This window comes from Candidatus Cryosericum terrychapinii (assembly GCF_003570925.1).
Taxonomy (GTDB): Bacteria; Caldisericota; Caldisericia; order Cryosericales; family Cryosericaceae; genus Cryosericum; species Cryosericum terrychapinii.
The window spans coordinates 1-22,326 of the sequence record NZ_QXIS01000006.1 but is presented as its reverse complement, the minus strand read 5'-3'; the positions used below and the strand labels follow the sequence as shown (position 1 = coordinate 22,326).

Annotated in this window: 24 protein-coding genes; 15 read left to right on the top strand and 9 right to left on the bottom strand. The window is 59.2% G+C overall.

All coding sequences use genetic code 11. The features are described 5' to 3' along the window. Positions 1-36: 36 nt before the first annotated feature. A complete protein-coding gene (locus tag SMC7_RS01005; RefSeq protein ID WP_119088522.1) occupies positions 37-702 on the bottom strand; it encodes a nucleotidyl transferase AbiEii/AbiGii toxin family protein in 666 nt (221 codons plus the stop codon). Continuing rightward, entirely contained in the window at positions 692-1,084 is a 393-nt protein-coding gene (locus SMC7_RS01000) for a DUF6922 domain-containing protein (protein ID WP_119088521.1), read from the bottom strand. Before SMC7_RS01000 ends, SMC7_RS01005 begins: the two co-directional genes overlap by 11 nt. 100 nt (positions 1,085-1,184) lie before the next feature. Between SMC7_RS01000 and SMC7_RS00995 the strand changes: the two genes are divergently transcribed. After that, a complete protein-coding gene (locus SMC7_RS00995) occupies positions 1,185-1,724 on the top strand; it encodes a cysteine hydrolase family protein (protein ID WP_165845029.1) in 540 nt (179 codons plus the stop codon). A gap of 135 nt (positions 1,725-1,859) precedes the next feature. Here SMC7_RS00995 and SMC7_RS00990 read toward each other — a convergent pair whose 3' ends face one another. Then, a complete protein-coding gene (locus SMC7_RS00990; protein WP_119088519.1) occupies positions 1,860-2,555 on the bottom strand; it encodes a cysteine hydrolase family protein in 696 nt (231 codons plus the stop codon). A 299-nt stretch (positions 2,556-2,854) separates the two neighbouring features. Here SMC7_RS00990 and SMC7_RS00985 point away from each other — a divergent pair, with 299 nt between their 5' ends. The 3 genes from SMC7_RS00985 (at position 2,855) to SMC7_RS00975 (ending at position 5,627) form a co-directional block, all read left to right on the top strand. After that, positions 2,855-3,904, top strand: coding sequence for a Fic family protein (locus SMC7_RS00985; RefSeq protein WP_119088518.1), 1,050 nt, complete (start codon positions 2,855-2,857; stop codon positions 3,902-3,904). 171 nt (positions 3,905-4,075) lie between these two features. Beyond that, positions 4,076-5,182 carry an isochorismatase family protein gene (locus tag SMC7_RS00980; protein ID WP_165845028.1) on the top strand — a complete coding sequence of 369 codons (1,107 nt, stop codon included), beginning with the start codon at positions 4,076-4,078 and terminating at the stop codon, positions 5,180-5,182. Then, positions 5,160-5,627: a DUF3795 domain-containing protein gene (locus SMC7_RS00975; protein WP_119088516.1), complete on the top strand. Its 468-nt coding sequence runs from the start codon at positions 5,160-5,162 to the stop codon at positions 5,625-5,627. The genes SMC7_RS00980 and SMC7_RS00975 overlap by 23 nt, the downstream gene beginning before the upstream one ends. A gap of 37 nt (positions 5,628-5,664) precedes the next feature. On the opposite strand, the gene SMC7_RS00970 is transcribed toward SMC7_RS00975, so the two are convergent. Next, positions 5,665-6,069, bottom strand: a complete 405-nt coding sequence (locus SMC7_RS00970; protein WP_119088515.1) for a cupredoxin domain-containing protein — start codon at positions 6,067-6,069, stop codon at positions 5,665-5,667. A 185-nt stretch (positions 6,070-6,254) separates the two neighbouring features. On the opposite strand from SMC7_RS00970, the gene arsM reads away from it, so the two are divergent. The 9 genes from arsM to mgtA all read left to right on the top strand — a co-directional run bounded on the left by arsM (position 6,255) and on the right by mgtA (position 14,621). Beyond that, on the top strand, positions 6,255-7,097 hold the full coding sequence (gene arsM, locus SMC7_RS00965; RefSeq protein ID WP_207798676.1) for an arsenite methyltransferase: 843 nt from the start codon (positions 6,255-6,257) through the stop codon (positions 7,095-7,097). 147 nt (positions 7,098-7,244) lie between these two features. Further along, complete coding sequence (locus tag SMC7_RS00960) at positions 7,245-8,006, top strand: SIMPL domain-containing protein (RefSeq protein WP_119088514.1); 762 nt, start codon at positions 7,245-7,247, stop codon at positions 8,004-8,006. Positions 8,007-8,311: 305 nt separating this feature from the next. Beyond that, a complete protein-coding gene (locus SMC7_RS00955; RefSeq protein ID WP_165845027.1) occupies positions 8,312-9,061 on the top strand; it encodes an SIMPL domain-containing protein in 750 nt (249 codons plus the stop codon). A 191-nt stretch (positions 9,062-9,252) separates the two neighbouring features. Next, a complete protein-coding gene (locus SMC7_RS00950; RefSeq protein WP_119088512.1) occupies positions 9,253-9,720 on the top strand; it encodes a hypothetical protein in 468 nt (155 codons plus the stop codon). Between the two features lie 112 nt (positions 9,721-9,832). Continuing rightward, positions 9,833-10,294: an EVE domain-containing protein gene (locus SMC7_RS00945; RefSeq protein ID WP_119088511.1), complete on the top strand. Its 462-nt coding sequence runs from the start codon at positions 9,833-9,835 to the stop codon at positions 10,292-10,294. A 50-nt stretch (positions 10,295-10,344) separates the two neighbouring features. Then, entirely contained in the window at positions 10,345-10,968 is a 624-nt protein-coding gene (locus SMC7_RS00940; RefSeq protein ID WP_119088510.1) for a hypothetical protein, read from the top strand. 116 nt (positions 10,969-11,084) lie between these two features. Beyond that, on the top strand, positions 11,085-11,477 hold the full coding sequence (locus tag SMC7_RS00935; protein WP_119088509.1) for a hypothetical protein: 393 nt from the start codon (positions 11,085-11,087) through the stop codon (positions 11,475-11,477). A gap of 99 nt (positions 11,478-11,576) precedes the next feature. After that, positions 11,577-11,927 (top strand): hypothetical protein, encoded by a 351-nt coding sequence (locus tag SMC7_RS00930; RefSeq protein WP_126850685.1) that lies wholly within the window; start codon positions 11,577-11,579, stop codon positions 11,925-11,927. A 63-nt stretch (positions 11,928-11,990) separates the two neighbouring features. Continuing rightward, positions 11,991-14,621: a magnesium-translocating P-type ATPase gene (gene mgtA / locus SMC7_RS00925; protein WP_207798675.1), complete on the top strand. Its 2,631-nt coding sequence runs from the start codon at positions 11,991-11,993 to the stop codon at positions 14,619-14,621. 113 nt (positions 14,622-14,734) lie between these two features. Here mgtA and SMC7_RS00920 read toward each other — a convergent pair whose 3' ends face one another. Both SMC7_RS00920 and SMC7_RS00915 read right to left on the bottom strand, forming a co-directional pair. Next, a complete protein-coding gene (locus tag SMC7_RS00920) occupies positions 14,735-15,385 on the bottom strand; it encodes a phosphoribosyltransferase (RefSeq protein ID WP_119088506.1) in 651 nt (216 codons plus the stop codon). A 131-nt stretch (positions 15,386-15,516) separates the two neighbouring features. Further along, positions 15,517-16,065, bottom strand: coding sequence for a GNAT family N-acetyltransferase (locus SMC7_RS00915; RefSeq protein WP_165845026.1), 549 nt, complete (start codon positions 16,063-16,065; stop codon positions 15,517-15,519). 477 nt (positions 16,066-16,542) lie between these two features. Between SMC7_RS00915 and SMC7_RS00910 the strand changes: the two genes are divergently transcribed. Then, positions 16,543-17,007 carry a YbhB/YbcL family Raf kinase inhibitor-like protein gene (locus tag SMC7_RS00910; protein ID WP_119088504.1) on the top strand — a complete coding sequence of 155 codons (465 nt, stop codon included), beginning with the start codon at positions 16,543-16,545 and terminating at the stop codon, positions 17,005-17,007. A gap of 76 nt (positions 17,008-17,083) precedes the next feature. Here the strand turns inward: SMC7_RS00910 and SMC7_RS00905 are convergent, their stop codons facing one another. Beyond that, a complete protein-coding gene (locus tag SMC7_RS00905; RefSeq protein WP_119088503.1) occupies positions 17,084-19,339 on the bottom strand; it encodes a GH25 family lysozyme in 2,256 nt (751 codons plus the stop codon). Positions 19,340-19,495: 156 nt separating this feature from the next. Next, positions 19,496-20,002: an AAA family ATPase gene (locus tag SMC7_RS00900; protein ID WP_119088502.1), complete on the bottom strand. Its 507-nt coding sequence runs from the start codon at positions 20,000-20,002 to the stop codon at positions 19,496-19,498. A gap of 180 nt (positions 20,003-20,182) precedes the next feature. On the opposite strand from SMC7_RS00900, the gene SMC7_RS07245 reads away from it, so the two are divergent. Beyond that, positions 20,183-21,430, top strand: coding sequence for an HAD family hydrolase (locus SMC7_RS07245; RefSeq protein ID WP_165845025.1), 1,248 nt, complete (start codon positions 20,183-20,185; stop codon positions 21,428-21,430). 144 nt (positions 21,431-21,574) lie between these two features. Here the strand turns inward: SMC7_RS07245 and SMC7_RS00885 are convergent, their stop codons facing one another. After that, positions 21,575-22,024 carry an OsmC family protein gene (locus SMC7_RS00885; RefSeq protein WP_119088500.1) on the bottom strand — a complete coding sequence of 150 codons (450 nt, stop codon included), beginning with the start codon at positions 22,022-22,024 and terminating at the stop codon, positions 21,575-21,577. Positions 22,025-22,326: the final 302 nt, after the last annotated feature.

Genomic DNA, 22,326 nt, shown 5'->3' with positions numbered 1-22,326 from the left:
TGCACTCCCTCTCGTTCTGGAATATCGTCTTGACGTCTACAGTTGCCCGCGCACTGAGTCTACCCGTTCTGCCTCAAGGTCAAGGACAAACTGCGACACACTGGAGCGGAAGAACCGCTTGATGGCCGACCACTGCAGGGGCTTTCCGAGATACATGGGGTCTGGTTGCGCGTCTGCGTCGGCAAACCAGGCGAGCGCCTTGCCGATGACGACCGGTTCGATGAGGGTTGGACCAAAGCGTTGGACGGCGTTGTGCGCGACGACGCGAAATGGTGTCGTCTTGAGCACTGTGTAGAGATCCACGAAGTCGCGCCTGGCCCCACGCTGCATGATAGCGATGAGCTTCATCCCGGTAATGTCGACGATGCCTGCAACCTTCGTTCCGTTGAACAACTCCATGGGCTCGGCAAAGGGGTACGGATACTGGAACAGTGATACCTTGACCCCGTCCACGATCATCACCGCCGTCCCCGGTTCCAACTTCAGCGACTGGACCTCTGCTGAGGTTGCCTGCACAACCCGAAGGATGGCAGCAGGGTCGAATTCGTTCCCGGTGAAGAAGTCAAAGTCGACGGACACACGGTGGCCCACCTGCAATGCAAGAGCAGTACCCCCTGCCAGGATTGGGTTAAACGGTTGGAGAGCCTTGGCGACGACGGGCAGGAGGCGTGCGGCTTCGGGCCGCAGACATTCAGGGTGCACAGGGCTCCTCCCTGCCGAACCACAGGTTCCAGAATACCCGCGAGCGTGGTGAGAGTCCTTTGGAAAGCGTCAGGACCTGCGCGATCGTGGTGCCGGTATAACGATGCTGCAGCCATCGCACGTCCTGCAGGTCTCCCATCTCGAGGACGCGTTCAATGATGGCGGTCGCATGCCGGGAGAGATCCAGCGATTCGGGATCTGTGTCCCAAAACAGACGGCGCAGGCGCTCAGGGATCCCCTTCTCTTCGAACAAGCCGTCGACAGCAGCCTGAACGTCCGGCCTGCTCATGGGACCAAGGTAGGTCTGAATCATGCGCTTGCCCTCGCGTCGAGAGACATACGCATACTGTCTTCCATGAATCGTGCGAACGACGATACTCATCTTCTGGACCTCCTGTAGACATTTTACACAGCATGCGGTGTAAATCAAGAGTCTGATGACCCAGGAAGGGGAACGTGTTACAATATGTAAGAGGCGCGACGTGAAAGAACTCGGTACGAAAACGGCATTGCTCATCATCGACGTGCAATGTGACTTGTTTGAGAAGTCGACGCCCGTCTACCAGGGAGATCTGGTGCTAAAGAATATCAACACGCTCGTCGACCGCGCTCATGCCGCTGGCGCCCCGGTGTTCTACGTCCAGCACTCAACCAAGACCACACTGATAGAGGGCAGTATTGGATGGCAGCTGCATCCGGCGTTGAAGCCGCGGAAGACCGACCACTTCATCCGCAAGCACCGCGGCAATGCCTTCGAGGACACACGCCTCAAGAGTGACCTGGACGCCCTGCGCGTCAGCAGGATCATCGTCGTGGGGTTGGTGACGGACGGCTGCGTGCAAGCGACCTGCAAGGGCGCCCATGCCCTGAGCTACGACGTGACCTTGGTGCAGGATGCCCACAGTACCAATAGCGCGGGCAGCGGGCAGATCATCGACAAGTGGAACACGAAGCTCAGCCGAGGTATCGTTCGCCTTCAGGCTACCGCCGACGTGGACTTTGGAGCGGCTGACTCAAAGTGATCACGAGAGCATAAGCAACAAGCTGGACTCCCGCCTGCGCCGAATGCACCCCTCAGAAGCACCCCTCGTATTAAGAAGAAATACTCGGGGGCATTGGAAAGAAGTGCTCGGGAGGAGTGACGGATTGGCAGCCTCCTATTGTGCCGCCAGGTCCTGGAGTACTTCTTCCGTTGAGACCACCTTGCAGTAGATCTGGTTGAGCATCCTAGTCTCCCAGACCTGAAGGTCGGCGTTGATGGCCGACGTGGCATCCTCCACCAGGAAGACGGTATAGCCCCAGTCCGACAAGTCGCGCACGGTGCTGGAAACGCACTGATCCGTGAACAAACCACCGACCACCACGTACTCGATGCCCATCCATCTCAGGATGTGACCGTACTGAGTGCCCATCACCGTGCTGTCCGTGGTCTTGCAGACGACGACCTCGCCTTCTCTCGGCTTCAGATCATCGACAACCTCCTGTTCCGTCGAGCCAATCTTGAGCAGGGTATAGTTCCAGCCCGGTCTGGCCTGGGTAGGCGAACGGTCACGGCCGTCTGCGCGCTGATTGCCCAGCGTTGCGAATGTGACGACCATCTGCTGGTCGCGGAAGAACGTGAGGAGTCGCTTGGCATTTGGAATGACCATCCCGTTCAGTCGGTCGTACAGGTAACTGTTGCCTGCATTCCTGAGCTCGACAGCCAGGTCCTGATCGTGGTTCTGAACGTCGATGATCAGCAGCGCCGTCTTGGCCTTCAGCAGTTTGAACTTCTCCCAGTAATCACCTTCGGGATACACTTCAAAGTTGGGGTTCAGGAACTTCCTGAATGTCGGAGTCTTCTCATCTTCCATCTTTTCCTCCCATCATGAATATTGGACTTGCAAGAAGATCGATCTCACAGATTTCTGCTGCATCGATCTCACAGATATCTACTATATCGCTTGCCGTCCTTTTTGCTCGGATTGTTGTTATTGTTACCGACAATATGGAGTGCAAATCGACGTCTTATTATCGGATATGGGCACTTCACGATAATAACGAGGGACAAAAGGGCTCGGGGGAGTGAAGGATAAGCCACCTGCGCGGGCATGACGAACCAGCAAGCTGGCACCAGTCCGCCACTTGACTATACTGGACAAAGGAGGCCTCTATGTTTGACCCAAAATTCTCGATCAACAATGCAATTGTTGCAGGTCTGACGCGCATCGAGCGCGCCGTTGGCTTTATGTCGGCTGCACGGCTCTCGGACGACTGGATCCGCGACATGCAGGCAAACGCCCTGACTCTGGAAGCACACCATACGACGCATATTGAGGGTACACAGCTGACACTTGAGCAGTCCACACAGCTGCTGGCTGGGCAGACGATACCAGAAGCCAATCCGAACGATGTGCGTGAACTGCTCAACTACCGCACCGCATTTGAGTTGGTTGCTGGATATATCGGCAGCGTCGAGCCTATGAGCGAGGTGTTAATCCGCGAGATCCACAAACGGTTGGTCACAGATGTGCGTGGAGGCTCGGCGGCGCCTGGCCAGTATCGGCTGGGACAGAATCTGGTCGTCGATTCCGTGACCAAGGAAACCGTGTACACTCCTCCGCCTGCTGATGAAGTCCAATCGTTGATGACCGATCTCGTGGAATGGCTCAACGCAGACACGGGCATCAACACGGTCCTGGTAAGTGGCATAGCGCAATTCCAGCTCGTGCACATCCACCCCTTCATCGATGGCAATGGCCGCACGGCTCGGTTGCTGGCCACGTTGGTGATGTATCGTGACAACTACGACTTCAAGCGCCTGTTCACCATGAGCGAACTCTATGACCGGGATAGCTCGGCATACTTTGGAGCCCTGCAACGTGTGCGTGAACACGACATGGATATGACCGGCTGGCTCGAATATTACGTGGGCGGTCTGGCCGCACAGATGCAGGAGGTACAGAGCAAGGGCGAACAAGTCATCAAGACTGGCGTCCTGCAGATCAAAGCAGGAGCTGTGGGGTTCTCGGGGACCGCTCTGAGCGTGTTTTCGGCCATCCTCAGGGATGGCATCAACACGCCATCGGCCCTCACAGTCAAGCTTCATATCAGTCGCAGCACCCTGCAACGGCATCTGAAAAGCCTCATTGGAGCTGGTCTCATACGAGTCGTGCAGTCGAGTGCTCACGACCCCACTGCTCACTACGAAGCCAACATGTAGCTACTGCGTCACCTTACTGTGTCACGACGTGCGAGGGGAATAGCGGGCAGCCCAACAGGCAAGACCCGGGTAGCTCTACGCCGCCGCGCGATGATGAGGAACGTGCGATAGGGTGTATCATGAAATAGACAGCCATGACAGATACACAGAGCAATGTGCAAGGAGGCAGCGATGCCAAAACCGATCAACAAACAGCAACTGCTGGATGAGGCTCAGAAGAAGTACGAGGCATTGGAGCGGCAGTTTGCATCGCTCACACCGGAGGAGATGGTCCGACCAGGAGTCATCGACACCTGGTCCATCAAGGATATCCTGGCACACCTGTTGGAATGGCAGAGGATGTTGATGGACTGGTATGAGGCGGGATTGCGCGGCGAGACGCCAGCCGTCCCGGCCGAGGGGTACAACTGGAGTCAGCTGCCTGCGCTGAACCAGGCCATCTACGAGCGGTGCCGGGACGCGGCGCTGGACGACGTCAGGAGCCAGCTGGACGCATCACACAGGCACATGCTGGAGGTGGTCGCATCACTGTCTGAGGAGGAGCTGTTCACGCCCGGGCGGTACGCCTGGATCAGTATCAACACGCTGGCTTCTTACGTCGATTCGTGCGCCGGTGACCACTACCGATGGGCCCTGACAGGCATCCGCAGGGGGACAAAGGTCTGGTCCGGTGAGACGCCAGCAGCGAAACCAGCACATCGTACGGCTGCGGGTACGAGCAAACGCGTGAGAGCGAAGGTGCCGAAGAACGCGGGCGGGACCGCCCTTCTGATCATCGACGTCCAGAGGGAGCTGTTCGAGAAGACCACTCCCATCTACGAGGCTGAGAAGATCCTCGCAAACATCCGGCTCCTCGTGGACAAGGCTCGTGTGGCGAAGGTCCCGGTGTTCTATGTCCAGCACTCCAGTGACAAGGGGCTGGTGGAGGGGACGGACGGCTGGAAACTGCATCCAGCCCTGAATCCGCTGATCACGGACCACTTCATCCACAAGCACCATGGCAACGCGTTCGAGGACACGACGCTCAAGGCAGAGCTGGATGCCCTGCACGTGCACCGCGTCGTCGTGGCGGGCCTGGTGACCAACGGCTGTGTCCAGGCCACCTGCAAGGGCGCGCACGAGCTGGGGTACGACGTCATACTGGTGAAGGATGCCCACAGCAACTACGATGCGAAGGCCCGTGATGTCATCGACGAGTGGAACGAGAAGTTGAGCCACGGCATCGTGCAGCTGCAGGCAACTGCCGAGGTGAACTTTGGAGAGCCCGGCACCAAGTGACGATCATCTGAAGCGCACAACCGGCATTTCTGCCTCCATGATGGCGCCATGCGGCATGAACTGCGGGGTCTGTGCCGCCCACCTGCGTGACAGGAATCGCTGCGCCGGGTGTCTGGCCGAAGAGGGCCCGAAGCAGAAGCACTGCCTGGTCTGCAGTATCAAGATGTGCGCCGAGAGAACCGGGGGCGCTACCTTCTGTTTCGACTGCACCAAGTACCCATGCCGCAGACTGCGACAGCTGGACCTGCGCTATCGCACCAAGTACGGCATGAGCATGCTGGAGAACCTGGACCGCATCCGTGAGCTGGGACTCGACCGGTTCATGGTCATCGAGAATACCCACTGGGTCTGCCCGTCGTGCGGCAGTCCCGTCTGCGTCCACGACCGGCGCTGCTACACGTGCGGCGCCCAGTACGAGCGCACGACCAACAGGGTTGGCCAATAGCCGGCGCAGGCCGTGTGCCTGCGCGCGTTCCTGCCTCCTACTGGACGATGAATTCTCCTGTCATCGTGCTGGGGTGCACGTCACAGCGGAAGAAGTAGGTCCCGGGCGTGGTCGGCGCATCGAACGTATAGGTGAGGGTCGACACACCGGTCGTCATTCCTCCTATGTTGATGACGGTTGTCGCCGCCGCCGACGTGTAGAATGCAACATTGTGTCTGACGCCGCTGTCGTTGTTGATGAACGTGATTGTCACATGCGCGCCCGCAGACACAGTAATGGTGCTGGTGTCAAATGCCATCCCCGCTGCCGTTACTGTGATCGTATTGCCACCCGTCGACGGCCCGGGTATTGTGCCTGGTGTCGTCTTGGAAGCACAGCCAGCGACGAGCGTGAGGAGTACGGTCAGAACAATGAGCGCGGAAAAACTTCGTCTATGGCACATGAGGTACCTCCTATGGTCCACCAACTTTCGTGCGACTCAAGAATCAGTCGTGTCCTCAAGTAATCTGTATATAGTATACTTGTCATACCGGCTACGTCCAAGAACGTACGGCATGCGGCACGAATATCAAGGGGTTTCCTGGGACCAGTCATGCGCGCGGTATGGACGGACAACAAGGAGGAGGAGTGAATGATTCGGTGACAGACAAGAAGATGAAGGAGATCGTCAAAGACAAGTACGGGAGAATCGCCGCAGGCGCTGCTTCGGGATGCGGATGCGGATGCCGCCCCATGCCGGAGGAAGCCGTCAGCAGTATCAGCAAGGGTGTCGGGTACTCGGACGCGGACCTCGCAGCGGTCCCGGAGGGCGCAAACCTGGGCCTCGGCTGTGGCAACCCCCTGGCGTTCTCGGCCCTGAAGGAGGGCGACGTGGTCCTCGACCTGGGGTCCGGCGCAGGGTTCGACAGCTTCCTGGCCGCCCGCAAGGTCGGGAAGACCGGCAAGGTCATCGGCGTGGACATGACGCCGGAAATGATCGCCAAGGCAAGAGCCAACGCGATGGCGGGCAACTTCGAGAACGTCGAGTTCCTGCTGGGAGACATCGAGGCTCTGCCCCTCCCCGACAACTCGGTCGACGCCGCCATCTCGAACTGTGTGATCAACCTCGTGCCGGACAAGCAGAAAGTGTTTCAGGAACTGAACAGGGTCCTGCGACCTGAGGGCCGGTTCATGATCTCTGACGTGGTGCTCCTGAAGGAACTGCCCGAAGAGGTGCGGACGTCGGTCGAGGCCTACGTCGGGTGTGTCGCAGGGGCTATCCTGAAGGACCAGTACCTGGCGATCATACGGGGTGCCGGATTCGAAGACGTGCGTGTCGTCGACGAGTCTTATGCCGCGGTCGACCTGGATGACCCGGAGGTGCATGAAGTGGCCAAGCAGTGTGTCGGCGCGGACGAATCCCGTATCGACGACCTGGTCCACTCAGTCGCAAGCATCAAGGTCCACGGCGTCAAGAAAGCGACAGGCTGAACGGGAAAACACTGCCGCTCCAGGACGTGGTTTCATAGAAATCGGGAACTTCCCGGGAATGCACGTCGTCCTAGCAGTGAACATGAAACGCGACTTGCCGAACGAAGGCAGGCACACATTCTGATTTTGCACTACAGGAGGTATACCATGAAGAAGAGATTTGCGTTTGTTGCTCTGCAGTCCATTGCGATCCTAGCCATTGCGGCCCTCATCGCCTTTTCGCCGGCCCTTGGCGCCAGACAGCCTGTCAAAGCTGACACAACGCTGACCGTTCCGACACCGACCGTCAGCGTGCTTGGCACCGGCAAGATCACGGTCAAACCCACCATCGCGCGCATCAGCTTCGGCGTCTTCACCCACAAGGACACGGCGAGTGCCGCTCAGACTGAGAACGACGCCACGATGAGCAAGATTACTGCTGCCCTCAAGGCCGCGGGCATCAAGGAAGAAGACATCCAGACTACCGGATACAGCCTTCAGCCCAGCTACGTGTGGGATAAGGACACCGAGAAGAACGTCCTCAACGGCTATGATATGAACCATAACATGACGGCCGTCGTCCGCGCCATCCAGGACGCCGGCAAGACCGTCAGCCTCATCGCTGACAATGGCGCCAACACGGTCAGCGGCATCTCCTTCGACGTCGACGATGCAACCCTTGAACAGACCAAGCTCGCCGCCCTCAACCTTGCCATGGCCGGCGCCCGCAAGAGAGCGGATGTCGTCGCCAAGGCAGCCGGCAAGACCATCCTGTCGGTCCAGACGGTCGTCGTGAATGAGAACACCTATACTCCGTACCCGATGTACAAGGCGGCCGACACGGCAGTCGGTTCAGGCAGCGCGCCCGCCCCTGTCGAAGCTGGGACCCTGGACGTCGAGATCAGCGTCAACGTCACCTACGTGTTCTAGAATCTGCAGGCATATGTCCTGAGCAAAACCCCCGCACGAGGCGGGGGTTTTGCATTGCGCGAGGGCATGGATCCGACCCGCGGGCTCGTTCCGCGACTGTTCGCATCACGACAACACTGAACCCGTAGCGGCACAGGCATCATTTGCGCGTCTGCATGCGCCCCAGCGGACAACCGACGGGCCGCAAGACTTCACCGACAATGGGAACTTTGACCCAACCGCAACGTCCTAGCAGTGAACATGAAACGCGACTCACCGAACGAAGGCAGGCACACACTCTGTTTGTGTACTACAGGAGGTATTCCATGAAGAGATTTGCTTTTGTTGCACTGCAGTCCATCGCTATCGTGGCCATTGCGGCCGCCATCGCCTTGTCACCGGCCGTTGGTGCCAGACAGCTCGTCAAAGCTGACACGTCGACCGTCCCTCCCACTGTCAGCGTGACCGGCACCGGCAAGGTCACGGTCAAGCCGACCATCGCGCGCATCAACTTCGGTGTCTTCACTCACAATGACACGGCAAATGCCGCCCAAACCGCGAACGACGCCATCATGATCAAGATCACCGCAGCCCTCAAGGCCGCAGGCATCAAGGAAGAAGACATCCAGACCACTGGATACAGCCTTCAGCCCAGGTATGTCTGGGACAAGACCACTGAGAAGAACTCTATCGACGGCTATGACATGAACCACAACATGACCGTCATCGTCCGCGCCATCCAGGACGCTGGCAAGACCGTCAGCCTCATCGCTGACAACGGAGCCAACACGGTCGACGGCATCTCTTTCGAAGTCGATGATGCGACACTCGAGCAGACCAAGCTCGCCGCCCTCGACCTCGCCATGACTAGCGCCCGCAAGAGAGCGGATGTCGTCGCCAAGGCAGCCGGCAAGACCATCCTGTCCGTCCAGACGGTCGTCGTGAACGAGAACACCTATACTCCGTACCCGATGTACAGAGCTGACGCGGCGGTCAACACAACAAGCGCTGCAGCTCCTGTCGAAGCCGGGACCACAGACATTGTGATGAGCGTCAGCGTCACCTACCTGTTCTAGAATCTGCACCATACCGTCCTGAAGAAAACCCCCGCACGAGGCGGGGGTTTTGGCTATGAACCAGTCTGCCGGACACGCACAAACCCACGACAAGCTCAAACGGTACCTGTCGCAATGCAGACTGTTCTGTCTTGTACAGAACACTTCACGACATAGACTGTGCAACAGAAGGAGCGGCGAGGAGGTGGCAAATGGCGACATGGCTTTTCCGGGGCAACCCGAGGGACTTTGACGTCAACGCGTACTTGCAGGCGCACCGCGACATCCGATGGTTCGTCCACCAGCAGCTACTGATTCCCGAGATGCACCTGGGCGACCCCGTTTACATCTGGCGATCGGACGGCGGTTTCCCCGGAACGGGAGGGATCGTGGCCCATGGGTTCCTATCCGGCCCGGCCGTCGTCCGCCTTGACAGGAACTTCGTCACCTGGCTGCGCAAGGAGCCCAACATCTCCATCCCAACCGTCCTCATCAGGCTGGACGACATCCGCCTCACCCCGCGCTCCGGTTGTCTCCTCAGGACGGAGATCCTGCAGGACGCTACCTTGCGGAACCTGCACGCCATCAGTATGCCCAGCGTGACCAACTACAAGCTGACCGCGGTCGAAGACGCGCGCCTGGCCCAGGTATGGGAGGCGAGGAGGTTGCGCGACCTGTAGCGACTCCTGGCGGGTCAGCCTGTCAACCACACTGACAGGAATTTGACTCCTCTCTTGATGAACGAGGACACTGGCGTACAGTACTATCAGGCACAGACACGGGAGGTACGATATGCCGACTTGGCTGTTTCAGGGGAGTCCCAAGGACTTTCCCTCCTTCGATAACTATCTTCGCAACTATGCCGAGATCTCGTGGCATGTGCGGCAGAAGCGCGCCGCGGAAGAGATGTACCCGGACGATGAGGTCTACATCTGGCGCTTGGACGGCAACCGGCCGGGAACAGGAGGCATCGTCGCGCACGGGATTCTGACGACCGAGGCTCGCATCATCCCGGACGAGGGCAGGAAACGGTGGGTGAGACACCAGCCGGGCCCGACGGTCCCTTCGATCGACATCACCCTTGACGATGTTCGTCTGACCCCTGAGGAAGGATGCGTGACACGGACGGCTCTGTTGCAAGACGCAGAGCTGTGGAACATGCATGTTGTCCAGTCACCACACCTCACCAACTACAAGCTGACCTCCGAAGAAGAGGAACGGATCGCCAGGCTCTGGCGCGCTGCGAAACGGTAGGAACTTCCATGGCCTGAGATGATGGCAGCACATCTCGATGAGGGGAAACCATGAACCAGCAACCATCATCCGTACTGGACAGTATGACGACGCCCCAACCGACAGAGGTCCGGCTGAAGCCGCCCACAGTGCAACTGCAGGAGAGGCCTGCAGCATTCGATCCCACGCAGATCGCAGGCGCCGCCGCGTATGCCATCTTGCTGTACCTTGGCATCCTCTACGGACTTAGTCTGTTGTCCGGGGCCGCTGGCATGGTTCCTCGTCTGCAGAGTGCTATCGCACTAATCGGCAGCCTGTTGCTGACGGGCGCCGTCTTCGGGGTGATGGCCGTCCTGCGTGACCGTCTGGCACGCCGTCCAGCAGGGCCAATCCCCGAACAGATCATCAGGCTGGATGACGCTCTCCGCTGGCTGGTTCCTGCCGACCTTATGGTGTCCTATACGGACCCCATGACCATGTTTCGCCTCAACCTGCTGGACCTGCTAGCCACGGCAGACAACGCGCAGCAGCGGGTACCCGCAGCTGCGTATGCAGCATGGCCCGTCCCACTCGACCACCTGGCGGCGGCCGTGTTCACCGCCTACTATGGCATCCCGAACCCTGACGTCGACCCATTCGTCTCCCAGGATACCGTAGAGCTCGGGCGGTATCTGGCAGAGCGCCACCAGGCCTGATCGAACAGAGTCCACAGGGTAACGGACCAGATGACGACGAACCCACAACGTGCTAGAATAAGAAAGCAATACTGTTTCGGTGCCAACGGATCGACGTGACAAAGGAGATGACAGCTATGGAACTCAACAAGGAACGAGGACCGATCTACTCGAGATATGACCGTGACCGGCCGGAAAACTATAGTGCGGTCATCGACTATGCCGCGCCACCGCGAACCACCGAGGAGATCCAGTTCATGTTGGCGCACAAGATCACGCCAAACCAGGCCGATCCGAACGACATGCGGCCCGGCGTCAGCCAGAGGTATCAGGAAGCTGAGGCACCACTTCCTTCCTTCTTGCAACTACTGTCGAACTCCATGGCCCAGCGCACTTCAGGCCAGGCCGGGAATCTCCAGAACCAGAATGCGCGCAAGAAGCAGGCACAGAGCAAAGCAGCCTTGATCGGCATCATCATCTGGGTCCTGTTCATACTCGCTTCCTTGCTGTTTAACGTTCTGGGACGCTAGCGGGCAGGCAGTCCCGGGAACGTCACCATGCTGCTCTCCTGGCTGCTCTCCGATACCTGGCTGATGTCCGTGCCCGCACGGGTGGCGGAGGTCCTGCTGATGGCAACTATGCTATGGCTGGCGTCACTGTGGTGCCGCAGCAAACAGCGGACCTTTGGCAAGGCCCTCCTCGTCTCGATCGTGAATGGCGTTCTTGGCATAGGGCTGTATGCACTCTTCGTATGGGTGCGCGATACGGGCGCACTGCCGTGGCGTAATCCGCTGTGGCTCGTGGAGATGTTCCTCATCGCTCAGACTGTGCTGTTTGCCATCCTCGTCCTCGTCGCCTACCGACGTGATCGGTGGCGTTCCATCAACGTGACTCTCGTTGCAGTCCTGTTGACGGCCATCGTCGAAGCAAAACTCATCTTCCTCGTGTCTGTCCTGGCACTCCACGCTGGAGGCAAGTAGCGCTGACAGCGGCCTGACGAGTATGTCTCCTGTTCTATCATTCCTTTGCTGGAGGTCAGTGCCGTGAGCACTCCTATTGCCCCAACCGAAGTTACAAAACGCAAGCGTGACGAGGTCCCGGCTCAGATGTCGAAGCTTCTCGCGTCTTTTGCCTCCATGGATGCAGATGCCGTGATGAAGCAGCTTGGCACAAGCCCCACAGGACTCACCACCCGGGTGGTTGGAACACGTCTGGTCCAGTATGGTCACAATGAGGTCGCACGCGAAAAGCGCGTTTCCCCACTCAAACGACTGATCGCCATTTTGTCGAACCCGCTATCCATCCTGCTGATCGTCCTGGCAATTATCACCGCCGTTACTGGTGGCGGTCCCGGCGTCTATATGATTCTTATCATGGTCATCCTTGGCGCCGCTCTGCGCTTCTTTCAGGAGCAGCGATCAGACAACGCCGCCGAGGCCCTTCAGAAGATGGTCACGACGACAGCGACGGTCATCCGAAACGGCGACACGAAAGAAGTTGCCCTCCAGGACATCGTCCCCGGCGACATGGTCTCTCTCTCCGCAGGGGACATGGTGCCCGCCGATGTGCGCCTCGTCACCGCCAAGGACCTGTTCGTGAACCAGGCATCCCTCACCGGAGAATCGTTGCCCGCCGAGAAGAACGTCGACGTTGTGGATTCGTCTCAGACGGATGTGCTGAGTATGCCGAATCTCTGCTTCCTGGGCACGAACGTCGAAACCGGCTCTGCAACGGCGGTTGTCGTGCAGACAGGCAAGGAGACCTACTTCGGGTCCCTCGCCAGCAGCATCGTCGGTCACCGCGAGCTGACCAGCTTCGACAAAGGTGTCAACAACTTCACCTGGCTGATGATCAAGCTGATGCTCGTTATGGCACCTGCCGTGTTCCTCATCAACGGCCTGGTGCGGCACAACTGGATGGAGGCCTTTCTCTTTGGCCTCGCTGTCGCTGTTGGGCTCACCCCCGAAATGCTCCCAATGATCGTTACCGTCAACATGAGCAAGGGCGCTGTCGTCATGTCGCGCAAGAAGGTCATCGTCAAGCGCCTGAACGCCATTCAGAACTTCGGGGCCATGGATATCCTATGTACCGACAAGACGGGCACCATCACCCAGGGCCGCGTCGAGCTGGAAAAACATGTGAATGTTCTGGGGCACGAGGATGGTCATATCCTGGACATGGGATTCCTCAACAGCTACTATCAGACCGGCCTGAAGAACCTCATGGACGTTGCCATCCTGGCTCACCTTGACAAGGCCCGCGAGCTTGTCGAGGAGGCAAAGTACCACAAAGTGGACGAGATCCCATTCGACTTCACGCGCAAGCGCATGTCCGTTGCCGTGACAGACGGCGGCGGGACCGATCTCATCATTTGCAAGGGAGCCGTCGAAGAGGTCCTGGCGCTGAGCACCAGCGTTGCCCTTGACAACACGGCGTCTCCCCTGGACGATGCCCGGCGTGCAGCAGCCCTGCAGCTGGTGGCTGACCTCAACGGACAGGGATTCCGAGTCCTGGCCCTCGCCACGTCCAGCTCCGATCACGGTGCCTCAGACCGCGTCTACACGGTGAATGACGAACATGACCTTACCCTGCTGGGGTTTCTTGCCTTCCTGGACCCGCCCAAAACCACAGCAGGGGAAGCCATCGCGACACTTCATTCCAATAGCGTCGACGTCAAGATCCTGACCGGCGACAGCGACCTGGTCACCGTGAACATCTGCCACCAGGTTGGCATAGCCGAGCCGCACGTCCTCCTGGGACCGGCCATAGAAGAGATGTCTGACGACGATCTGGCAGGAGTGGTGGAAGATACCGTCGTCTTCGCCCGGCTTTCGCCACACCACAAGGAACGGATCATTCGCGCGCTGCAATCCCGCGGCCACGTAGTCGGTTTTCTCGGCGACGGCATCAACGACGCACCCGCTCTCCGCACCGCGGACGTAGGGATCTCCGTCGACTCGGCAGTCGATATTGCGAAAGAATCATCAGACATCATCCTGCTGGAAAACTCGCTTCTGGTCCTGAAAGACGGTGTCATCGAAGGCCGCAAGGTCTTTGGGAACGTCATCAAATATATCAAGATGGCTGCCAGCTCCAATTTCGGCAACATGTTCAGTGTCGTGGGCGCCAGCGCATTCCTGCCGTTCCTGCCCATGCTGCCACTACAAATATTGACCAACAACCTGCTGTACGATTTGAGCCAGACCACCATCCCGACAGATACAGTCGACGAAGAATGGCTTACCAAGCCACGGAAGTGGGAGCTTGGCAACCTGCGGCGCTTCATTGTGATCATCGGGCCCATCAGCTCCGTCTTTGACTACATGACCTTCTTCATCATGCTGGTCGTGTTCAAGTGCTGGAACAACCCAGCGCTGTTTCACTCCGGCTGGTTCGTGGAATCGCTGTTCACCCAGACGCTTATCGTGCACGTTATCCGCACCAACAAGATCCCGTTTATCCAGAGTCTGGCCAGCAAACCGCTGCTCATCAGTTCGGTGGCGGTCGTCGCCACGGGCGCACTGATGACGATCATTGGACCCATCGCACGCATCCTGGGCTTTGTCACGTTGCCGCCCCTCTACTGGCTGCTCCTGCTGGGCATGCTGTTGATCTACGTCGTTCTCACTCAGATCGTCAAGACCTGGTTCATCCGCCGTTTTGGTGACGTCTGACAGATAGTCTCACTCCTCTCTTCGCACTTAAAGACCTGCTGTCCGTCAAGATGGCGGGTCATTCGCTTTCATGACGTGCCCTAGGATGATAGCGTTCGTCCGACAGTCCCGCCCTATCGGATCCGCCGCGGACGGAACGCCCTATTGGCCCAGCACAGGGCTTCGCGGTCAGTGACCTCGTGGAAATCCTGGTAGAACTGCCCGACAGCCATGAGCCATTCAGCGGCATGAACTGCAACGACACGGTACCCCCGCTCAGCCAACTGGCGCATCACTTCTTTGTCCACGACCGGCGTTCCGACCGTGGGGACGCACCCCATGCTGGCGACGACATCCGCAGCGGCGATCATCGTCGCTCCGGTTGCGATCCCGTCGTCCACAACCAGCACACGGGCGCCGCGTTCCCATGTCTGGGGGATGTAGCGCTCGAACAGCTCTGCGTACAGAACAAGACGTTCCTTCTCGAAGCCAATCTCGGCGTCGAGGTGCTCGCGCGGTTCGTGTGCGGATTCGGGTGACAGGATGGTGGCGAAACTGCCATCTCCGGCATAGCCGAGAGCCCCCACGGCAAGTTCGCGATTGGCGTCAGCACGGATCTTGCGGATGAGCAGAACACCAAACGGCAAGCCGAGCTCCTGGGCGACAACAGATCCGACGATGACCCCGCCGCGTGGAATCCCACAACAAAGGTCGAAGGTCAACCCCTGGTCACGGACCTCACTTGCCAGCTTGGCTCCCGCTTCTTCCCGCGACAGGAAGACCATAGCATTCCTCCCTTTAGGTCATGCTCGATCGTATCGGAATCTCCGCTGACATCAGCATGACAGAACAGGGAATTTGGTCAACACCCTGAGCCCGGCGACAACCGGACTCTCAGAAATCGTGTTGGAGGGCTTTAGACCTCGAAATACCAGACGATGGCGGTCTCGTCCTCGCTGCCCGGGGTGGCCTGCAGGTATAGACGGTCGAACCCACCAATGACGAACCCATAGTCACGGTAGAACATGCATGCTGTCACGTGAATATCCTGCGTTTCCGCGCGCAGCCAGCGCAGTCCTCTGGCAACAGCCCATGCCTTGACAGTGTTCATAAGCGACGTCGCGATACCATGATAGTGGTGGCCATGCTCAACGCGCAGGCCCCAGACACGTGCCATGTTGTTGTGGTCTTCCTGGACACACACCTGTCCTACCAGTTGCTCTTCGACAAACGCGAGATAGATGGCCGCGTCATCTCTGCCGAGATAGGCACGGTCGGGACAGCAGACCTCTGCCTTCTTATATGGCAGTTGGACGGAATCGACGTCAAAGTCATAGTTGTCACCGCACATGGATACCTTGACACGCGCCTTCACGACCAAGTTGTTGCGGAGCCCGTCCACGTAACCGACCATGTCCGGTGTCGCCCGCACGATCCGTATGTCGAGACCAGTCATGTCATCCATGTTTACATCATATACGAACGGCGCGCCGAAGCGGGAAGCCGGCATTCACAACCGGATACTCTTTCCTGAGGACACGCATGGAGGCTCTCCTCCGGGGTTCATCCCCACCTTCGCGGGGAGGACGCACAAAACTCCTGGTCTGTCGTTCCCGCGCATGCGGGAATCCATGTGTTTTGTCGAAGGCACGGCAAAGGTGTAACAGTCTCGAAGGAAATGGAACCGTCCCGAGAGTGTTACACTTCCACGACGCATAGTTCCCCACATCCTCTCCACCCGCGATGAATTGAGATGATGCAACTCGGCCCGTTGCCCTTAGCATCCCCTGAGATATACTGCAGGCAGGAACCTGGATCCTTGTTGTGAGGCGAGTAGTTGAGACAGCAACTGTTCCGGTTGATCCTGACATGCACGCTCGTCATCCTGACTGCATGGAGCGCGGGATGCCGAGCAAGTACGACGGACATTCAGGAGGCACCTATGGGAATCACGGTCACCAGCACGGCATTCACACCCGGCAAGCCCATCCCGATCAAGTACACCGGGCAGGGCGAGAACATTTCGCCGGACCTTTCCTGGAAGGACGCGCCGGACGGCGTCGTCAGCTTCGCCCTTGTCTGTGACGATCCTGATGCCCCTGCCGGAACCTGGGTACACTGGATCATATGGAACATCCCTGCCACATCGACGGGGCTGGCACAGGGCGTACCCGCGAATACGTCCTTGTCTGACGGCTCGGTGCAGGGCACCACCAGCGCCGGCACGTCCGGGTACCACGGCCCGATGCCGCCACGGGGCAACGCCCACCGGTACTATTTTCGGGTCTACACTCTGGACACGATGCTGTCTCTCCCGGCGTCGGCGAATCGGCCACAGCTCGACGCAGCCATGAGAGGGCACGTCCTGTCACAAGGGCAGCTGATGGGAACGTACCAGCGGCAGTAGCAGAGGCTCTCGAGGCTGACAGACATCCCGCAGACTGACAGCGGAACTCTGCAGTGTGGTTGCCCTACGCAGGCGCCTACTGCGGGGTCGGTGTTCCCCCGGAGACGGTCGCACTGCTGACGGTGATGGTGACAGTCTTCGTGAGCTCCTCCCACTGGACGTCCGCGCCAAGGTTCTCACTAACAAAGCGCACCGGCAGCATGGTTCTGCCATTCATGATGGTAGCGGGAACGTTCATCTGCACCGCCTTGCCGTTGACGACAGCCGTGCGATTGCCGATCTGAAGCAGCAGGGTCGTGCCGTTGAACTCCACTTCGACACTGCGCGTTTCGGAGACCCAGGTGATTCCGCCGCCCAGACCTTCAATGATGGGCCGCAAGGGAACCAGCGTTCGACCGCTTACGATGACGGGAGGAGTGTCCAGGGTCACGACCTGGCCGTCCAGATGGGCGACCATGCTGCCCACCGAAAGTGTGATGATGTGCTGGTTCGGGTCGACGGACTTCTCGAACGTCGCCAGAACGGACTTGTTGTCATCCATTGTGAGCGCCAGCGGATTGGCTGCGCCAGTGGCACTGCCGCTCCACCCGGCGAACTCCCATCCGGGAGCCGGCCTTGCGGTGAACGTCACTGTACTCCCTGCAGGATACGATTTCGTCTGCGGCTCTATGCTCAGCAAGCCGTTGCCCATGACGGCAGAAAGCAGGCTATAGCTCGTCGCCGACGATTCCCCGATGACGTACTGCGCAAGACTCTGTTCATTCCCGTTGAACCAGTCTAGGTCGACGCTGTGCCCTTCGATGCCCGGAACGGTCCCATTATCAGCGTACTGCCAGAACGCCCACGAGCCCCACCCACCCGTGTTTGGCTGGGCGGCAGGAGCATAGCCCGCTAGCCAGAGATGATAGCGCCCATCGATGGTCGGGTCGGCTTTGTGGAGGTCTGCAGCAACAGAAGCGCTGCAGTAGATTACCGGGTTGACCCCCTTGGCCGCTCGCACGGCACCCGCCCATTCGTCGATCCAGCGCACCATCGCCGCTCCATGGATATTGTACCGAGGCTCGATGTCCAGGACCGGGACGAGAAAGCCGGGGACGATATACTGTCCCGCGGCCTGGAGAAAGTAGGCCGCCTCGTCTTCCGCAGTGTGGTCAGCCGGCCAGCAGATGTGATAGACACCCGTCAACAGGCCTGCCGACCGGGCGCCGGGGGCCAGGACGTTCAGGAAGGCATCCGTAATGTTCAGTCCTTCGGTCGCTTTGACATAGGCAAACTGAAAGCCGGTATCGCGCACGGCAGCCCAGTTGAGGGGGTTTCCCGCCTGATCACTGCTCTGCCACCGTGACACGTCGATGCCCTGGATCATCCCGACTCGCATCTGCACGGGGATATTGATACTGCCCGTGGGACAGGTGACGCGGACGAGACTCTCATAGGTCCCAGCCGGCACGCCGGTCCGCTCTACCCCAATGTTGATGCGCTGGATTCCGCTGACAGGCACGCTCCCTGTCGCGGGCGAAACCCCGACCAGCCATGAAGCGCCAAGGATGATGTTGAACGTCACCGGCGTACTCCCCCCATTCTGCAGAGTCAGGATGAGAGACGTCTGCTCGCCTCCGAAATCGAGCTCCGGAGGAAGAAAGAAGACACCAATCGGCATCGGTGCCACCTGTGGAACCACCTGGACATCCTCGCAGAGGTCGCTCACGCCGTTCGCATTGACAGCGCTGACGGCATACCAGTAGGTCCTGCCACCGATGAGCATGGGGCCGTCCGTCCAGGTGCGCGTGTCGAAGCCCTGATCGCCGACATTCAGTGTGGCAACGAGCGTCGACGGATCCGCATGATGGTCACGGTAGATGCGCCAAGCAGTAATCGGTGCGGTTCCGAGTTCCTCGGGAAGACTCCATGAGAGTGCAACGGACTCGATCCCGGCTGTCGCCCCAAGGGCCGTCGGCGCACTGGGAATCGGATTGGGCACAGCCACCTTGAGATACGTGTCGACAGACCAGCCCATCACGCCACTTTCCCACTGGACGCGCCACCAGATGAAGCTGCCGCTCGCAACAGGACCCTCCTGGATGACCCCGCGGGCCCCGTCCTTTTCGGCCCCGACAACGGTTCCCGAAGTGGCAGCCGACGATCGCACGTTGAGGCCGTCCCCCCCTGTGCCGGTGACTTGGACAGCAGACCCTACAGTCAGTGTCTCGGCAAGAGCTGAAAACGGCATAGACACGAGAGAGGTCAACAGGACCAGACACAGCATGATGGCAACAGGCCCCCCGAGCGCCGTCCTCTTCTCACCACCGTGCCTGCCTTCTGGACGCCTCATATCAACGGTCGTGCCTCCCGTACGGTGGTGTTTCCGGATGCAGTCTGCCGGCTCTTGTCGTCGCCACCTCTATCCATATTGTAGCAGCGTTCAGGCACCTGTTCCGCGCAGGTCTTCACAGAACCTGCGAAGGCCTGCTTTTGCCGAGGACGACCCTCAGGAGTGCTTGCTTCCCGTGCGGATCATCTCCTGCACCCGGTCCACAACCTGTGACACCGTCAGACCGGTCGTATCCAGGCATGGGGCGTCAAGTGCCTGGTACAGAGGGAGGCGCAGGACACCTTCGTCAAGAGCGGACGGGGGGCGTGCATCAGCGATGAGACGAGCGCGCAGCTCTTCGGGGGTGCAGACCAGCGAGACGCGCGTCAACCTGCATTCCAGGTCCTGCAGCCCTGAGAGGATCGTGCGGACGATGAGTTCACTGTGCAGTACCCAGTCGAAGATTATGGTCTCGTACGCAGAACAGGCCAGATAGTTGCGCAGCAAGACGATGATGTTGCGCTCTACCATCGCCTGGGTCTCGTTCGTCACCTGCCACGGATGCATCAGCCAGCACCAGTCGCCGTCGAGCCACACCGCCTTGTCGATACGACTCAGCAACTCCCTGCACACCGCGCTCTTGCCAACTCCCTTTGGCCCACCAATGACGACAAGGTTCTTCATGTGACTCCTCTCACTTTGCCAAGCGGCACTCCGGCGCCCACTCCAAGTATCCTATGCGGTCAGCGTCGCACTGCAACCCCCAGCCACCGTCCGTATTGCACGACAGGGCCCATGGCCCTACAATTCATGTGTTGCAGTTCCTGCAGGAGCAGGCGCGCAACGCAGGACAGGAGGCCAGTAATGAACCTGATCATGTTCGACATGGATGGTACGCTCTTTCGGACAGAGACGTCCTTCTTTCCTTCTGTACGGGAGTTTGCCGGCCATCATGCCTTCCCAGTGCCTGATGAGGAGTTCCTTCGAAGCTTCATCGGCAAGAGTGGCAGCGAATGGCGAGCTTGGCTGGAACAGCTGCAGCTCGGCCAATCAACCAAGGAACTGGCCTTTGAGTTCGACCTCTTGGAACAGAAATATGTCAAGACGCAGGGTGAACTGTACGCTGGTGCCGCAGATGTCCTCAGGGCCCTGGCACTGGACGGATGGAAGCTCGGTATATGCAGCAACGCCTCCGGGTGGTATCCCGAGATGATCCTGACCCGGGCAGGCGTCCGCGACCTGTTCATGGTGATCCGCGTACCCAGTCGCCCTGACCAGACGAAGGCAATGATGCTCTGCGAAGTTTGGAATGAGCTTCGTCCGGAGCGGTGCGCGATGGTGGGGGACCGAGCCGACGACATGCAGGCCGCCTATGCGGGAGGCTACTTTGCGATAGGCGCGGTCTACGGTTGGGCTCCCGAGGAACTGGAGCTCGCAGACGTCCGCATCCACGACATTGCCGAGATACCGATGGCACTGGCCCGCCACTGGTCTCAAGAGGGTGAGACCGAGAGTGTGAGCGCTCCCATGACCGTGGCGTCTGCTCCAGTTGTCTCCGAAGCGCCAGCTCTTGTTGTTCCTGAAGCCCCCGCTCCAGAGCCATCCGTTTCCCTGACACCAGCCGCTACGCCCAAGGATCAGGAGCCCCTGTCTACCAAGCCGAAGGTATCCGTCCCCCAGCCTGAAGAGACTCCATCCAAGGCAATCGAAACGCCCCTTGAGACAGCCCTCGAGCGCATGGTGGAGACACCTGCCACCGCATGGGCCGTCGAAGCGGCGACGCCTAAAGAGGTTGTGGAACCTGAACTGGAGACGCCTGCCGTCGTGATGCCGGTCGAGCCGACAACGCCCGACCAGGTTGCGGACAACGTGGCGGAACCTCTCTCTCCCGTGCAACCCGTCGAGCCGCCGATCCCGACGTCCCCGGAGCCCCCGGCGAAAGCACTTGCCGTCGTGATGCCGGTCGAGCCAGTGGTCACGCCGCCTGCCCCTGCAACGCCGCTCCGCTCGACCCCAGAGGCTGTCATCCCCCCTCCCGCTGAGCCGGAACCGGCGGCTGTAACCAGAAGGTCCTGGAACCCCTTCCGCAGGCACGAGGACAAGCCACGGTAGGAGTGGAGCCACATGCCGTAGCATCAACTCCGTCACATGGCCCTGGCTCTGTGGCGACGAACACTGAGCAGCATATCCATGAACGAAAGAAACCCCGCCTGATAGCGGGGTTTCTGCAAACCTGCTATCTGATAGGACGGGCGACTACTTGTCGATAACGATGGTCGCAGGCTTGATGGTGACGCCCTTTCCAAGTGAGTCGCCGACCGGGCAGCGGCTTTGGATGAACTTCTGGAATGCTTCGACCTTATCCTGGGGCGCATCCGTCTTGATGTGCATGGTGAACCGGATTTCCTGATAGCCGGGACGCACGTTCGGATCTCCCTTGAGGAACCCGTCAGTGTCCAGATCTCCCTCGAGCTCGACCCAGAATTCCTTGAGATCGATGCCCTGAGATTTAGCAAACGCAGCAGCGACGATACACTGGCAGGAACCCAGAGATACCAGTAGACCTTCAACCGGGTTCATGCCAGTATCGGTGCCGCCAAGCGACGGCGGTTCATCGATAATCACCTTGAAGCCGCGGGACTCGCTCTCGACTGCAAGACCCCCTGGGAGCTTACGCGAAATAGCCTTGAATGTTGTCATTGCCATGTTGACGCCTCCATTTCTATTTGAGACGGGCGAGATTTCTCGTCCAATCGTAGTTTAGTTGAACGACTTGGCATCTTCAACCAGTCCTCGGTACGAAATGCTTCACGAAGACGGTCCCCCTGAGTGCCACAATCAGGATCAACACATAACCTTCGTTGACAGTGCCCTGTTCGGACCCATACTATATTGTTTTGCAGGTCCGTGCACAGGGAAACAGACGGCCGGGACTAATCCGACCGAACGCTCACTGTCGATGTCTCATAGCATGGGTCCAATAGCACTCGCCACACCCGTGCGGCGAC

Bases quoted from the DNA above. Each gene is read 5' to 3' on its own strand.
- SMC7_RS01000 (WP_119088521.1), bottom strand. From the start codon at position 1,084: ATGAGTATCGTCGTTCGCACGATTCATGGAAGACAGTATGCGTATGTC.
- SMC7_RS00990 (WP_119088519.1), bottom strand. From the start codon at position 2,555: ATGGAAGATGAGAAGACTCCGACATTCAGGAAGTTCCTGAACCCCAAC.
- SMC7_RS00985 (WP_119088518.1), top strand. From the start codon at position 2,855: ATGTTTGACCCAAAATTCTCGATCAACAATGCAATTGTTGCAGGTCTG.
- SMC7_RS00980 (WP_165845028.1), top strand. From the start codon at position 4,076: ATGCCAAAACCGATCAACAAACAGCAACTGCTGGATGAGGCTCAGAAG.
- SMC7_RS00970 (WP_119088515.1), bottom strand. From the start codon at position 6,069: ATGTGCCATAGACGAAGTTTTTCCGCGCTCATTGTTCTGACCGTACTC.
- SMC7_RS00960 (WP_119088514.1), top strand. From the start codon at position 7,245: ATGAAGAAGAGATTTGCGTTTGTTGCTCTGCAGTCCATTGCGATCCTA.
- SMC7_RS00955 (WP_165845027.1), top strand. From the start codon at position 8,312: ATGAAGAGATTTGCTTTTGTTGCACTGCAGTCCATCGCTATCGTGGCC.
- SMC7_RS00950 (WP_119088512.1), top strand. From the start codon at position 9,253: ATGGCGACATGGCTTTTCCGGGGCAACCCGAGGGACTTTGACGTCAAC.
- SMC7_RS00945 (WP_119088511.1), top strand. From the start codon at position 9,833: ATGCCGACTTGGCTGTTTCAGGGGAGTCCCAAGGACTTTCCCTCCTTC.
- SMC7_RS00940 (WP_119088510.1), top strand. From the start codon at position 10,345: ATGAACCAGCAACCATCATCCGTACTGGACAGTATGACGACGCCCCAA.
- SMC7_RS00935 (WP_119088509.1), top strand. From the start codon at position 11,085: ATGGAACTCAACAAGGAACGAGGACCGATCTACTCGAGATATGACCGT.
- SMC7_RS00930 (WP_126850685.1), top strand. From the start codon at position 11,577: ATGGCAACTATGCTATGGCTGGCGTCACTGTGGTGCCGCAGCAAACAG.
- SMC7_RS00920 (WP_119088506.1), bottom strand. From the start codon at position 15,385: ATGGTCTTCCTGTCGCGGGAAGAAGCGGGAGCCAAGCTGGCAAGTGAG.
- SMC7_RS00915 (WP_165845026.1), bottom strand. From the start codon at position 16,065: ATGGATGACATGACTGGTCTCGACATACGGATCGTGCGGGCGACACCG.
- SMC7_RS00910 (WP_119088504.1), top strand. From the start codon at position 16,543: ATGGGAATCACGGTCACCAGCACGGCATTCACACCCGGCAAGCCCATC.
- SMC7_RS00905 (WP_119088503.1), bottom strand. From the start codon at position 19,339: ATGAGGCGTCCAGAAGGCAGGCACGGTGGTGAGAAGAGGACGGCGCTC.
- SMC7_RS00900 (WP_119088502.1), bottom strand. From the start codon at position 20,002: ATGAAGAACCTTGTCGTCATTGGTGGGCCAAAGGGAGTTGGCAAGAGC.
- SMC7_RS07245 (WP_165845025.1), top strand. From the start codon at position 20,183: ATGAACCTGATCATGTTCGACATGGATGGTACGCTCTTTCGGACAGAG.
- SMC7_RS00885 (WP_119088500.1), bottom strand. From the start codon at position 22,024: ATGGCAATGACAACATTCAAGGCTATTTCGCGTAAGCTCCCAGGGGGT.